The organism is Candidatus Competibacter phosphatis (assembly GCF_012939995.1).
GTDB classification, from domain to species: domain Bacteria; phylum Pseudomonadota; class Gammaproteobacteria; order Competibacterales; family Competibacteraceae; genus Competibacter; species Competibacter phosphatis.
Window position 1 is genome coordinate 1 of the sequence record NZ_SPMZ01000002.1, and the last position, 13,153, is coordinate 13,153.

13 protein-coding genes and 1 pseudogene are annotated in these 13,153 nt (G+C 59.5%); 8 read left to right on the forward strand and 6 right to left on the reverse strand.

All coding sequences use genetic code 11. The features are described from left to right. The 3 genes from E4P82_RS21565 to E4P82_RS00230 form a co-directional block, all read right to left on the reverse strand. The coding region (locus E4P82_RS21565) for a tetratricopeptide repeat protein (RefSeq protein ID WP_246327254.1) at positions 1-408 on the reverse strand (408 nt) is incomplete at its 3' end. Next, the gene (locus tag E4P82_RS00225; protein ID WP_169247023.1) at positions 401-1,537 is read right to left on the reverse strand and encodes a MinD/ParA family ATP-binding protein; all 1,137 of its coding nucleotides are present in this window, start codon (positions 1,535-1,537) and stop codon (positions 401-403) included. The genes E4P82_RS21565 and E4P82_RS00225, both read right to left, overlap by 8 nt. A 3-nt stretch (positions 1,538-1,540) precedes the next feature. Further along, positions 1,541-2,326, reverse strand: coding sequence for a hypothetical protein (locus E4P82_RS00230; protein WP_169247024.1), 786 nt, complete (start codon positions 2,324-2,326; stop codon positions 1,541-1,543). A gap of 224 nt (positions 2,327-2,550) precedes the next feature. On the opposite strand from E4P82_RS00230, the gene E4P82_RS21420 reads away from it, so the two are divergent. After that, the gene (locus E4P82_RS21420; protein ID WP_211202978.1) at positions 2,551-3,117 is read left to right on the forward strand and encodes a hypothetical protein; all 567 of its coding nucleotides are present in this window, start codon (positions 2,551-2,553) and stop codon (positions 3,115-3,117) included. A gap of 207 nt (positions 3,118-3,324) precedes the next feature. Here the strand turns inward: E4P82_RS21420 and aceB are convergent. Next, positions 3,325-4,924: pseudogene (gene aceB, locus E4P82_RS00240) on the reverse strand (malate synthase A). A gap of 192 nt (positions 4,925-5,116) precedes the next feature. Further along, positions 5,117-6,409 carry an isocitrate lyase gene (aceA, locus tag E4P82_RS00245; RefSeq protein ID WP_169247026.1) on the reverse strand — a complete coding sequence of 431 codons (1,293 nt, stop codon included), beginning with the start codon at positions 6,407-6,409 and terminating at the stop codon, positions 5,117-5,119. Positions 6,410-6,729: 320 nt separating this feature from the next. Here aceA and E4P82_RS22645 point away from each other — a divergent pair, with 320 nt between their 5' ends. Beyond that, the gene (locus E4P82_RS22645; RefSeq protein WP_281383619.1) at positions 6,730-6,864 is read left to right on the forward strand and encodes a hypothetical protein; all 135 of its coding nucleotides are present in this window, start codon (positions 6,730-6,732) and stop codon (positions 6,862-6,864) included. Further along, positions 6,842-7,690 (forward strand): glucokinase, encoded by an 849-nt coding sequence (glk, locus tag E4P82_RS00250; protein WP_246327255.1) that lies wholly within the window; start codon positions 6,842-6,844, stop codon positions 7,688-7,690. The genes E4P82_RS22645 and glk overlap by 23 nt, the downstream gene beginning before the upstream one ends. 7 nt (positions 7,691-7,697) lie before the next feature. Here glk and E4P82_RS00255 read toward each other — a convergent pair whose 3' ends face one another. Continuing rightward, a complete protein-coding gene (locus tag E4P82_RS00255; RefSeq protein ID WP_420887042.1) occupies positions 7,698-8,048 on the reverse strand; it encodes a 4a-hydroxytetrahydrobiopterin dehydratase in 351 nt (116 codons plus the stop codon). Positions 8,049-8,179: 131 nt separating this feature from the next. On the opposite strand from E4P82_RS00255, the gene E4P82_RS00260 reads away from it, so the two are divergent. The 5 genes from E4P82_RS00260 to E4P82_RS00280 all read left to right on the forward strand — a co-directional run bounded on the left by E4P82_RS00260 (position 8,180) and on the right by E4P82_RS00280 (position 13,153). Then, positions 8,180-8,773 carry a Tll0287-like domain-containing protein gene (locus tag E4P82_RS00260; RefSeq protein ID WP_169247027.1) on the forward strand — a complete coding sequence of 198 codons (594 nt, stop codon included), beginning with the start codon at positions 8,180-8,182 and terminating at the stop codon, positions 8,771-8,773. 10 nt (positions 8,774-8,783) lie between these two features. Beyond that, complete coding sequence (locus tag E4P82_RS00265; protein WP_169247028.1) at positions 8,784-9,233, forward strand: NUDIX hydrolase; 450 nt, start codon at positions 8,784-8,786, stop codon at positions 9,231-9,233. A gap of 86 nt (positions 9,234-9,319) precedes the next feature. Next, positions 9,320-10,678, forward strand: coding sequence for a H(+)/Cl(-) exchange transporter ClcA (clcA, locus tag E4P82_RS00270; protein ID WP_246327256.1), 1,359 nt, complete (start codon positions 9,320-9,322; stop codon positions 10,676-10,678). Positions 10,679-11,023: 345 nt separating this feature from the next. Further along, positions 11,024-12,166 carry a branched-chain amino acid ABC transporter substrate-binding protein gene (locus E4P82_RS00275; protein ID WP_169247029.1) on the forward strand — a complete coding sequence of 381 codons (1,143 nt, stop codon included), beginning with the start codon at positions 11,024-11,026 and terminating at the stop codon, positions 12,164-12,166. 69 nt (positions 12,167-12,235) lie between these two features. Further along, on the forward strand, positions 12,236-13,153 hold the full coding sequence (locus tag E4P82_RS00280; protein WP_169247030.1) for an ABC transporter permease subunit: 918 nt from the start codon (positions 12,236-12,238) through the stop codon (positions 13,151-13,153).

The following is a 13,153-nucleotide window of genomic DNA, read 5'->3' on the forward strand; positions in this document are numbered from 1 at the left end:
GTAGTTACCAAGGTGGTAGGCGTGTTTCGGGTCGATCTCCAGCGCCCGCTGGTAATAGCTTTCCGCTCTGTCCAGGTCGCCGCGCTGATCCGCCAGGAAATTCGCGTAGTTGCCGAGATTATTGACGTGTTTCGGGTTGGCCTCCAGCGCACGTTTGAAATAGGCCTCCGCCTCGTCCAGGTCACCACGTTTCCGTGCCAGGAAAATCGCGTAGTTGCCGAGAGTATCGGCATCGCTCGGCGCGGCGCCCACCATGCGTTTATAGAGCCGGTCAACCAATTCAGAGGAACTATTCTCCAGTCTCTGAAGCAATACGCTGGTACCCCATTTCTCTTCACCTAAGGGAATATGATCCACGATAAACTCGATCACCCGCCGCCCTAGTGCATCATCGAGAATATTATTCAACGTATTCTGCTCTTGGGTCAGTTCTTCTGCTACTTTGTCTTTGAAAAGTAAAAAACTGCAGGTTACCTACCTCCCATTCGATAATAAGCTTAAGCAGCGCTGATCTTCCACCATCCAGCCGGATCATATGCCGTAGATCACGTAAGGCTACCGAATAGTCCTTTTGCCGAAGCGCATCTTTAATCCTTTGCAACAGAATCTGCGCATCATGATCCAGCGCCGAAAGCATACTTCGCTCAATGGCGCGATAAGCCTCGAACAAATAGCCTCGGTGCCGCCTGAAGATATGCGGTTCTTCGGTAAGCGCGAGCTGCGGGTGGTAGGGAATCTGTAACGACAGATCGATCTTAGCCCCCCAAGCCGCTTCAAAGGAAATCTTTGCCATCGCCTCTCGCTGATCCAGAAGCGCATCTTCTCCATTGGGAACCGGGCTGAGAATGATTTGGAACCGTTTCTCGCCGGCCGTCGCTACCCGCAATGCCTTCAGAAACTCGCAAGTCCCTTCAATATTCTGGCGGTTCAAGCCGCTCAGAATCATGAGGTAGTCGGCCAAATCACGGGTGCAGATACCCGCTTCGTCGGAAAAACCGGTTCGGCTATCCACGAGAACGTAATCATACAAATCCGCTTCCACGAGCTTCTGCTTGAAGGCACGGATCAGTGGCTCGCCCAAGCCTTCCTGATATAGCTCACGCAAATTCAATGCATCGAAACGCTGTGCGTAATCGCCATCGAATTTGCCCGCCGGCATGATGTGGAGCGAACCATCCTTGAATTCACGAAGTTCTTCGGGGAGATGGTAGGGCTGAGTGTAACGCTCGGCGATCTCGCTGGCGGACAGGATAAACAAGTCCGCCGCCTCTCCACGCTCCTTGGCATCGCTCAGCAAATCCACGAATCCAAATTGTAACGGACGCCGCTTTGGCGCGCGTTCCTCCGGCGCAATATCGGGCGCATTTGGGTCGAGGTAGGAAAGCCCAGGAGCTTCCAGATCGAGATCGAGGACCAGCACACGAAAACCCCGCCCGGCCAGGATACCGGCGGTGTTGATGAGCGCCATGCTACGTCCGACCCCTCCTTTGAAGGAGTAAAACGTGACGAACGCAGCCTTGGGTTTTGCTTCGCTCATGTCTCAGGCAGCTTCGCAGAGCTTTGGAGTATGGGTTCTTGGGGCAACTTCTGGGCCAAGGGATTTGCACAAGGCAGCCCAAAGCCCTGGGTTAGCCTCAGGACCACGAGGCGCTATCTTGGAGTTCGCCCATGCCCGCACGGGACCCACAAAACGCGAACCGCACCGTACCAAGACGGCCTGAATATCCTGGACGAATCGGTGGCGCTGCTTCGGTGGGAGATCGTCCCAAGCAAGATCGAGCTTGAGCGCGGCGGCCTGCCCGGCACGCTCGGTATCGGGCATTTTCGGCAATACTTCAATGGCGCATGCGGGATTGATCGCGAGCATGCCGGACAGAACCAAACCCGCATATTGTTCAGGGTCCTGCCTGAAAATACGCACCCAAAACTCCGCTGGCTGAGGCGGTGACATATCGACCAGCGCCGCCAACACCGCGAGCCGGATTTCAGTGGAAATCTGGCTCGCATCAGGGAAATGCTCAGCCAGTCGAACCAGCATTTGTACCGCTTCGGGATCTCTGAAGGCCGAAACCAGCGCAAGCAGTTCCTCCAAGTAGGCGGTTTCTCCCTGTCCATCCGCACAGAATCGACGAATCAGTTGCAGAGCCCCTTCTCTCAAAGAATCGCGGGTCGCGGGTTTCAGGGTCTTTTCCAGCCGTAAAATACCCAAGTGAGGAAACTCGTCTCTCGTGAGCAACGGCAACGGCTCCTGGCCACGTAGCGCCCGTTCCAGCCAGTTGCGAATCTCCTCATGATTCAGATCATCAACAGACACCGGTGCATTCATCGCAATAGAGCCTACGCTTGGATAACGTGGAAAGGCAGCCGCAATCCCCGACTGGTCGTTTCAGGCATGACGACTTCGGGCTGGGGTTCAAGCTTATCGAGATTGGGGGACAACGGTTCAGTCAGTCCCCAAGGAGCATCGGCCTCGGGTCGCGGTCGATAGTATGGATAATCCTCGGCATCGGCCACAGTCGGACGATGCAGCGGCGGCGAACCGGAATCGGCATGATTCCAGGCGAGGATGACCAAAGTGTTGCTCGACGTATAAGGCCCCAAACCGAGCGCCGTGCAAATGCCATGATGCGTTCGGGGCAACCGATCAAACGGATTCGCCTTGGCATCGACTGGGTTAAAAGTGGCCCAGACCAAATAATCGCCCAAAAGAGCTTCCCGCAGAAAGGTTTCGAACCCATCAGGATCGATCGAACCCGAGTATTTGAGGAGCAACTTCTTGGCTTGTTCCTTCGTGAGATCGCCATGGGAAGCCCTTGCGATGGCAGCGGCATGATGATCCAGCCCCTTGGCCCGACCGAGCGTCGCCGGACAATCCGCGGCAGGAATTACACGCCCTTTCCGTTTATGCGCCCGACAAGCCGTCTGCCAAGCACTGAGCGGCAAATCACCCCTGGCAAGTTGCGCGGCGAACACCTCCAACAGACTCGTAAAATCAGCGGTCGAAAGGGCCGTTTCATCGGCGATATTTCGACTGATTTGGCAATGCGTGCTACCCGTCAATCCAGCGGTGAACACCTCTTCCACCGCTTGCCGGGCATGGTCAGTCAAGTCAGCTAAAGCACGTTGGTAGGCGGAAAGCGGCATAAAATGAAGCGCAGCCTTTAAGGCAATGAGTTACTTGATTTTTTTTCAGTATAGATTGACAGTCTGGATTTCAACAGACGACCGAAGCGGTCTCACAATCATCGACCGCGTACTGAACAGCAAAAAAACGGTGCCCGGTTTCCCGAACACCGCTTCATATCAAACACCGACCGAATCAGATCAATCCATCGCCTCGTACAGCGGCAGGGTCAGGAACTCGGGGTAATCCGGCGACAGGCTCATCGTCTCGAAGATACCGGCGGCCTGATCGTAGGTCGCGGTATCCTCGCCCTGGGCGGTGACGGTGGTTTTCACTTTAGCCAATTCCTCGGGGATCAGCGCGCGCACCATGTCGGCGGTAACCTTGCGACCATCGTCCAGAATCCCCTTCGGGCTGACCACCCACTGCCACACCTGCGAGCGGGAAATTTCGGCGGTGGCGGCATCTTCCATCAAGTTATGGATCGGCACGCATCCGTTGCCGGCCAACCAAGACCCCAGGTAGTGAATACCAACGTTGATGTTGTTGCGCAAGCCGGCTTCGGTGATGGGCTGCTCGGGTTGGAAGTCCAGGAAATTCTTGGCCGTGAACACCTCGTCCCGCTGCTTTTCCCACTGATTCGGCTGGTCACCCAGCACCTTGACGAATTCCTCGTGGGCAATCGGCACCAGGCCGGGATGCGCCACCCAGCCGCCGTCGAAACCGTCGTTGGCATCGCGGGTCTTGTCGTGGCGGATACCGGCCAGCGCTTTCTCGTTGGCGACCGGATCGTCCTTGATCGGAATCAGCGCCGACATGCCGCCCATCGCCGGCGCACCGCGCTTGTGGCAGATCTTGACCAATTGCAGGGCGTAGGAGCGCATGAACGGTACTTCCATGGTGATCGCGCCGCGATTGGCCAAGCAAAAGTTTTTTATTTTTCTTGAATTTCTTGATGCAGGAGAAAATATAGTCCCAACGCCCGGCATTCAGGCCAGCGGAATGCTCGCGCAGTTCGTAGAGAATCTCCTCCATCTCGAAGGTGGCAAGAATGGTTTCGACCAGTACGGTGGCCTTGATGGTTCCCTGCGGAATGCCCAACTCGTTTTGCGCCATCACGAAGATGTCGTTCCACAGCCGCGCTTCGAGGTGGCTCTCCATCTTCGGCAGGTAATAGAACGGGCCGGCGCCGCGAGCGATCTGTTCCTTGGCGTTGTGGAAGAACACCAGACCGAAATCGAAAATGCCGCCGGAAACGCGCTGGCCATCGACCGTCACATGTTTCTCGTCCAAGTGCCAACCACGCGGCCGGATTTGCAGCGTGGCGATCCGGTCGTTGAGCTTGTACTCCTTGCCCACTTCATTGACAAAGCTGAGTTTCCGGCGGATCGCATCGACTAGATTCACTTGACCCTGAATTTGGTTGTACCAGTTGGGGCTGTTGGAATCCTCGAAGTCGGTCATGTAGGAATCGGCGCCGGAGTTATAGGCGTTGATGATCATCTTGCGCTCGACCGGACCGGTGATTTCGGTGCGGCGGCACTCCAGCGCCTTCGGCAGCGGCGCGACCTTCCAGTCGCCTTCGCGGATATTCTTGGTTTCCGGCAGGAAATTGGGCATCTCACCAGCGTCGATCCGAGCCTGGCGCTCGACCCGGGCCGCAAGCAACTGCTGGCGGCGTGGCTCGAAGGCGCGGTGCAGTTTGGCGACCAGGGTCAGGGCGTCGTGGGTCAGGATTTCGTCGAAACGGGGATGCATCGGGGCGTTGATCTGCACGCCAGCGGGCAGGTTCAGGCTCACGGGTTGCTCCTTAACAATCGTTGTACGGTGGAAAACTGGCGAACGTCCGCCGCGATCGGAGGACGACGCGATTCGATCATGATGATGGGAAGGTCAGGTTACAAGGCCAGCGCAAAAAACCCGGAGGGAGGCCCCGTCCGGGTGGATGCGGTCAGCGCCGCCGGCAACTGTGGAGGCGACGCGCGGCGTCGATCAGTGGAACTGCTCTTCTTCGGTGGAGCCGGTCAGTGCCGTCACCGAGGAGACCCCGCCCTGAATCACGGTGGTCATGTCGTCGAAGTAGCCGGTGCCCACTTCCTGCTGGTGGGATACGAACGTGTAACCACGGTCGCGGGCGGCAAATTCGGGTTCCTGCACCTTCTCGACATAGGCGGACATGCCGCGTTTTACATAGTCCTGTGCCAGATCGAACATGTGGTACCACATGTTGTGAATGCCGGCCAGGGTGATGAACTGATACTTGTAACCCATCGCGCCCAGCTCGCGCTGGAACTTGGCGATGGTGGCGTCGTCCAGGTTCTTCTTCCAGTTGAACGAGGGCGAGCAGTTATAGGCCAGCAGTTTGCCGGGGAAGCGGTCACGGATCGCCTCGGCGAATTTCTTGGCGAAATTCAGATCCGGCGTGCCGGTCTCGCACCACACCATGTCGGCGTAAGGCGCATAGGCCAAACCACGGGATATCGCCTGCTCCAAGCCCTTGCGGGTCTTGTAGAAGCCTTCCACAGTGCGCTCGCCGGTGCAGAACGGCTTGTCGTTTTCGTCGCAGTCGCTGGTCAACAGATCCGCGGCTTCGGCGTCGGTACGAGCCAGGATGATGGTCGGCACGCCGTACACATCGGCCGCCAGCCGGGCGGCGATCAATTTCTGCACCGCTTCCTGGCTCGGTACCAGCACCTTGCCACCCATGTGGCCGCACTTCTTGACCGAGGCCAGTTGATCCTCGAAATGGACACCGCCCGCGCCGGCGCGGATCATCGATTTCATCAGCTCATGGGCGTTCAACACGCCGCCAAACCCGGCTTCGGCATCGCCGACGATGGGCAGGAAATAGTCCACGAAATCCTTGTGGCCCGGACCGATACCCCGAGCGCACTGGATTTCATCGGCGCGTTTGAAAGAGTTGTTGATGCGCTCAACCACCGCCGGCACCGAGTTAACCGGATACAGCGACTGATCGGGATACATGGACATGTAGGTGTTGTTGTCGGCCGCGACCTGCCAGCCGGACAGATAGATGGCCTTGATGCCGGCCTTGGCCTGCTGCATGGCTTGCCCGCCGGTCAGCGCGCCCAGACAGTTGACGTAGGGTTCGTTGTTAATGAGGTTCCACAGTTGCTCGGCTCCCCGCTGCGCCAAGCTGTACTCGACCGGTACGTTGCCGCGCAGCCGCACGACATCTTCGGCGGTGTAGCCGCGCGTGATGCCCTTCCAGCGGGGATTTTCGGCCCAATCATTCTTTAGTTGCTCAACGCTGAGGTACGCCATGTGCTGATCCTCTTTGAGGGTTACGGGCTTGGTTTGATGTCGGGCGAAGCGGCCGCAAAAAAAACGCCTCGGACTTGCCGCAAGATGCGGCGAAACCATGATAATTTCATGTGAATTTCGTATTGCAAAATCAATCGCACAACAAGTAATTTCAATTATTCTAATGTGGCTATGCAGCATTTTACAAGCGGATTACAACGACCCGGCAGTCCGTCCCTCACGAAAAGCATCGCGGCGGCGCGGGTTCCCTCGGCTTGCTAGAATCTAGCGATCATCGACATTCAACTCTCAACTCTCCCCGACCGCCCGGAACGACCGCGATGCAAGAATTCCCGACTGGACCTCATGACCTGATCGCCGATATCGGCGGGACCAACGCCCGTTTTGCTCGGGTCGACGCCCATCGGCGGATTTACGCCGAGCAAATCTTGCTTGCGCCGACTTTACCGGCCTGACCGCCGCCGCCACGGCGTATCTGCAAGCGACCGGGGGGGCCGCGCCCCGACCCGGGCGGCCATCGCGGTCGCCACGCCGATCACCGGCGACTGGATCCAATTCACCAACAGCCATTGGTCGTTTTCGACGGAAACCACGCGGCGGGAACTGGGGTTGGAACAATTGTTGATCCTGAACGACTTCACCGCCTTTGCGCTGTCGCTGCCGCTGCTGGGCGCGAACGAACGTCGGGCGGTCGGTGGCGGCGCGGCGGTCGCCGGCGAGCCCATCGGCCTGATCGGCGCCGGCACCGGCCTGGGCGTATCGGGTCTGGTGTGGTCCGGCGATCGCTGGCTGCCCTTACAGACCGAAGGCGGCCACGTCACCTTCTCGCCAACCGACGGGCGGGAATGGGCCATCGGCCAAATTCTGCACCGACGGTTCGGCCATGTCTCGCCGGAACGGCTGCTGTCCGGGCCGGGGTTGGTGAATCTCCATGCCGCGCTGGCGGAACTGGAGGGCTGGCCGGTGGAAGATCTGACGCCCGCCGACCTGACCGAGCGCGCCTTGGCCGGGACTTGCCCACACAGTCAAGAGGTGCTGGAGCTGTTCTGCGGCGCCTTGGGCACGGCGGCCGGCAATCTGGCGATCACGCTCGGCGCGCGGGGTGGGGTGTATATCGGTGGTGGCATCGTGCCGCGCCTGGGCGATTTTTTCGACCGATCGACGTTTCGAAGCCGCTTCGAGGCCAAGGGTCGGTTCAGCACTTACCTGGCGGCGATCCCAACTTGGGTGATCACCGCCGCCAATCCGGCGCTGCGCGGCGTGGCGGCGGCCCTGACTTGAGAAACCTTCAAACCGCCGAGTACTCGTCCGTGTACAACTCATTGACCTTGGCGGCCATGATGAAGTCGTTTTCGTGCAGGCCGCCGATCTTGTGAGTGTAAAATAATATGTTGGCATACCCCCAACCGAAGCGGATGTCCGGATGATGCCCTTCGCTCTCGGCCAAGTCGCCGACCCGGTTGACGAAGGCCAGGGCGGTGGCGAAGGTCTGGAATTCGAAGCGCCGTTCCAACCGGGTGCCATTTTCCCATAACCGCCAGCCAGGCGCTTGCGACAACAGAATTTCGGCTTCACCGAACGTGAGGGGGGAAACTCCACCTTGACAGGGCGTGCAGGTCTTCCGGGACAGGTCCATCATGCACCTCGCTTGCTGGTTCGTCGATAATCCGCATCTGGCGTTTTAGAGCGGCGAAACCTGGAAAAATCCGCCAGAACGGGGCATTTCACTTATACTGACCGCCAAGTATTGACCGAAATGGAGAAATCCGCATGCGCTACGCTTCAACTCTGGTCCTTGGCGCGATACTGACGGCCGGCATCGCCTTCGCCCGACCGCAGCCCGCCGACGAGCAACCGGATGTCAGCGCCGAGGTGAAAGCCAGCCGCGACGCCGCGCGACAGTTCGGCGGCGCATTGAAGGAAGCGCTGCAACAGGCGATCAAGACTGGCGGTCCGACCAACGGCATCGCGGTCTGCCACGACCAGGCCGGCCAGATCGCCGCCGATCTTGGCTCGAAACTGGATATGATCATCGGCCGAACCAGCCTCAAGACCCGCAACCCCGGCAACGCACCCGACAACTGGGAACTAGCCGTGCTCAAGCAGTTCGAGGCCCGCAAGGCCCAGGGCGAACCGGCCGACAAACTGGAATTCTTCGCGGTCATCGAGGACGACCAGGGACAGAAAACCTTTCGCTACATGAAGGCGATACCCACCGGCGCGCTGTGCCTGGCCTGTCATGGCGACAAACTCGATCCCGAAGTGGACGCCAAGCTGAAAGCGCTATACCCAAACGACACCGCCCGAGGCTTCAAGGAAGGGGATCTGCGCGGAGCCTTCACCATCGCCAAGCCATTGCCGTAGAGAGGACCGCATGAACCAGGAATGGAGCCCGCGCCTGACCGTTGCCACCATCATCGAGCGCGACGGACGCTTCCTGCTGGTGGAGGAATACGCCGATGGCGAGGAACTGGTCTACAACCAGCCCGCCGGCCACCTGGACGAACACGAAACGCTGGCGGCGGCGGCCATCCGGGAAACTCTGGAGGAAACCGCCTGGGAAGTCCGGGTCGATGCCATCGTCGGGTTGTATTACTGGACCCACCCCAAGGGCCATACCTTCGTCCGTACCTGTTTTGTCGGCACCGCTCTCCAGCATCATCCCGAACAACCGCTGGATCACGGCATCCAACGGGCGCTCTGGTTGAACCGCGATGAAATCGTGGCGCTGGGACCGAAATTGCGCAGTCCGATGGTAATGCGCTGTATCGACGATTATCTGGCTGGCAAGCGCTATCCGCTGGATTTGTTCGGCTACCTCTGAAACGCCCTCAGTCACTGTTCCGACGTACTGGCTTTGCGACGGACAAACTGGCGCCAACGCGCCGGCGCCCCACATCTCCTCAAGCGATGACTTCCCGAACGGACCAGAATTTTTCCCAGCCCGGCGGCAACCTGCTTCGCGCCAAGCGGCGCATGGAGAAACTGAATCACCAACGGCTGCGCCTGTTGCCGCGCGCCCTCTTGCTCGGTGTGCTGTCGGGCTTGATGGCGGTGGCCTTCGCGAAAGCCATGGAAGCCGGCGACACCCTGCGGCTGGCGCTCCTCGACTCCGCCAGCCGCTTCGATCGATGGGGAGTCGCCCTATCCGTCGCGTTTTCGGTCGCCACCATCAGTCTGGCGGTTTGGCTGGTCCGATTCTTCGCCCCGGCCGCCGCCGGCAGCGGCATTCCCCATCTCAAGGGGGTTTTACTCGGCTACCGCTCGATGGTCTGGTATCGAGTGCTCTGGGTGAAATTCGTCGGGGGCGTGATCGGCGTCACCGGCGGCCTCACCCTGGGACGGGAAGGCCCCACCGTGCAAATGGGTGGAGCACTGGGCCAGATGCTGGGCAGCCGCTCCCACAGCGATACCCTGGAACAACGCTCGCTGATCGCCGCCGGCGCCGGCGCCGGGCTGTCCGCCATCTTCAACGCGCCGCTGGCGGGCGTGGTCTTCGTCCTGGAGGAACTCCAAGGAAACTTCACCTCGCTGGTGTTCTTCGCCGCGCTCATCGCCTCCATGACCGCCGACGTGCTTTCGCGTGGACTCATGGGCCAGCATCCGGTGTTCCACGTAACGGTCACCGCCATTCCCGATCTGACCAGCCTGCCGCTGTTTCTGGCTCTGGGTATCCTGGCCGGCGTTCTCGGCGTCCTGTTCAACCGGGCGTTGTTGGCCACCCAGCGTTTGGGCGATACCCAAAACCCGCGACTGCTGGCCAGCAAATGGATCTCCTGGGGGGTGATCATCGGTCTGACCGGCTGGTGGATGCCGGAGATTTGCGGCGGTGGTCAACCACTGGTGGAACGGATTCTGAGCGGGCGGGAATACATCGATCTTTGGACGCTGGCCCTGCTGTTCGGCTTGCGCTTCCTGCTGACGATGGGCAGCTACGGCACCGGCGCGGCCGGTGGTATTTTCGCACCGCTGCTGGTGCTCGGCGCCCTGCTGGGATTGGGGATCGGCGAACTGGGCCGCGAATGGTTCCCGCTGGTCGCGCCGGAACCGCTGACGGTCGCGGTCGCCGGCATGGCCGCCTATTTCACCGCCATTGTCCGCGCGCCGCTCACCGGTATCGTGCTGATCGTCGAAATGACCGGCAACTATTCCTTGATCCTGCCGTTGTTCACCGCCTGCTTTTCGGCCTACGTCATCGCCGAATGGTGGCCGGACGTACCGATTTACGAGGCGTTGCTGGAGCGCGATCTCGAAAAGGATTTGGCATGAAGCCGAGCGACATCCGCCTGAAAAGCAAGAGCTAAGAGCACCCATGCCTGTTTTTCAGATCGGCGTCAGATCTCCAGACAGGTTTCCTTGATCCGAGGGTCGCCAAGCGGTTCCTGACGGCGCTGGTTAGAATGACTTAAAACGACCGTCCCGGTTTCCGACACGTAGGCGTTAGGGGACGATCCGCGTGGGCACGGCAAGCTTTGCAAAAACTGGCAAAATCGAGCAATGTCAATAAGAATTAAGCGGGGCCAGCTAATGTCGACCCCTTTGGCGCCGCTCACTTCGAATTGGCCGCGTCAATCACACCGATCCGTTTTCAACCCATCCCCAAGGAGTGCTTTCATGGATCTTCCTTCTTTTCCGCGTGGCCTGTTGGCCATGGTCCTGGCTGGCGGACTGAGCCTGAGCGGCTTGGCTGGCGCCGCCGAGACCATCAAGATCGGCGTTGCCGGTCCGATGACCGGCGGCAACGCGGCGTTTGGCGAGCAATTTTGGAACGGCGCCACCCAGGCCGCCGAAGCAATCAATGCCGCCGGCGGCATCAATGGCAAACAGATCGAGCTGGTCAAGGGTGATGACGCCTGCGAACCCAAGCAGGCGGTCGCGGTCGCCAACCGGTTGCTAGATCAGGATAAGGCGACGGCGGTCATCGGCCATTTCTGCTCATCCTCCACCATCCCAGCTTCCGAGGTTTACGCTGATGCCAGCGTCCTGGTGATTACTCCGGGCTCCACTAACCCCAAGGTCACCGAGCGTGATCTACCCACCGTGTTTCGCATGTGCGGGCGCGATGACCAGCAAGGTCCCATGGCGGCCGATTTCATCGTGAACAAGCTGAAAGCGAAGAAAATCGCTGTAGTGCATGATAAGGACACCTACGGCCAGGGTATTGCTGACGCCATGCGCGCCCGCCTCAAGGAACTCAAGGCGGACAAGAAAGAAGTGCTGTATGAGGGACTGACCCGAGGCGAGAAGGACTTCAACCCCTTGGTCACCAAGATCAAGGGTTCGGGCGCCGACGTAGTGTACTTCGGCGGACTCTACAATGAGGCGGGTCCCCTGCTGCGGCAACTGCGCGATCAGGGCGTCAAGGCCACCTTCGTCTCCGGTGATGGCAGTCTGGACCCGGCCATCGTGGCGGCGGCTGGCGGTCCGAAGTTCATCGAAGGTTCCTACATGACCTCGGTCCGCGAGGCCCGCAATATCCCAGCGGCGCAAAAGGTTGTCGCTAAATTCAAAGCGGCGGGCATTGACCCGGCCGGCTATACGCTCTACTCCTACGCTTCATTGCAAAGCATCGCCGAGGCCATGAAAGCCACCAAATCCACCGATGGCAAGAAGCTGGCGGATTGGCTGAAGAGCCATACCGTTACGACGGTGCTGGGACCGAAAAAATGGGACGCCAAGGGCGATCTGAAAGAAAGCGGCTTTTCGATCTACGTCTGGGGTGCTGACGGTAACTATAAGGAAATGGCTCAGAAGTAGCCTTGCCTCGATCCCTCCTCCTCCAGGAGGAGGGTTTCCATCTCCTCGCGCCTAAGCATCCTCACTCCTATGGATTGGCATATTCTTGCCCAACAATTGGTCAATGGTCTGACGCTGGGCTCCATCTATGGTCTGATCGCCATCGGCTATACCATGGTGTACGGCATTATCGGCATGATCAATTTCGCCCACGGCGACGTATACATGCTCTCTGCCTATGTGACCGCCATCAGCCTGGCGACGCTGTTTTCGTTTGGCCTGGACTCGCTGCCCTTCGCCCTGTTGGTAACCTTGGTCATGACGATGGTCATCACCGCCGCCTATGGCTGGACCATCGAGCGCATCGCTTACCGTCCACTGCGCGGATCGACCCGGCTGGCGCCGCTGATCTCGGCGATCGGAGTATCGCTGGTACTGCAAAACGGGGTGCAATTAAGTCAAGGCGCCCGCACGCAGGGCGTACCGAGCCTAATTCCGACCACGCTACGCTTCGGCGAAGGCGATGACTTCGTGCAGATCACCCTGGTGCAGTTGATGATCATCGTGATCTCGCTGAGCAGCATGGCTGCATTGACCTGGCTGATCCAGCGCACCTCGCTGGGCCGACAATGCCGCGCGACGCAGCAGGATCGACGGATGGCGGCCATTCTCGGCATCAACACCGACCGCATCATCTCTAGTGTGTTCATCATCGGCGCGGCCATGGCCGCCATCGCCGGGGTGCTGGTCACCCTGAACTATGGCTCCTTCGATTTCAACATCGGCTTCGTCACCGGCATCAAAGCCTTCACCGCCGCGGTGCTGGGCGGTATCGGCTCGTTGCCGGGAGCGATGCTGGGTGGCCTGATTCTCGGTTTGGCGGAAGCGCTGTTCTCCGGCATGGTCAACACCGATTACAAAGACGTGTTCGCCTTCTCGCTGTTGGTGCTGGTACTGATCTTCCGCCCCACAGGCCTGCTCGGTAAACCGGAAGTGGAGAAGGTGTAA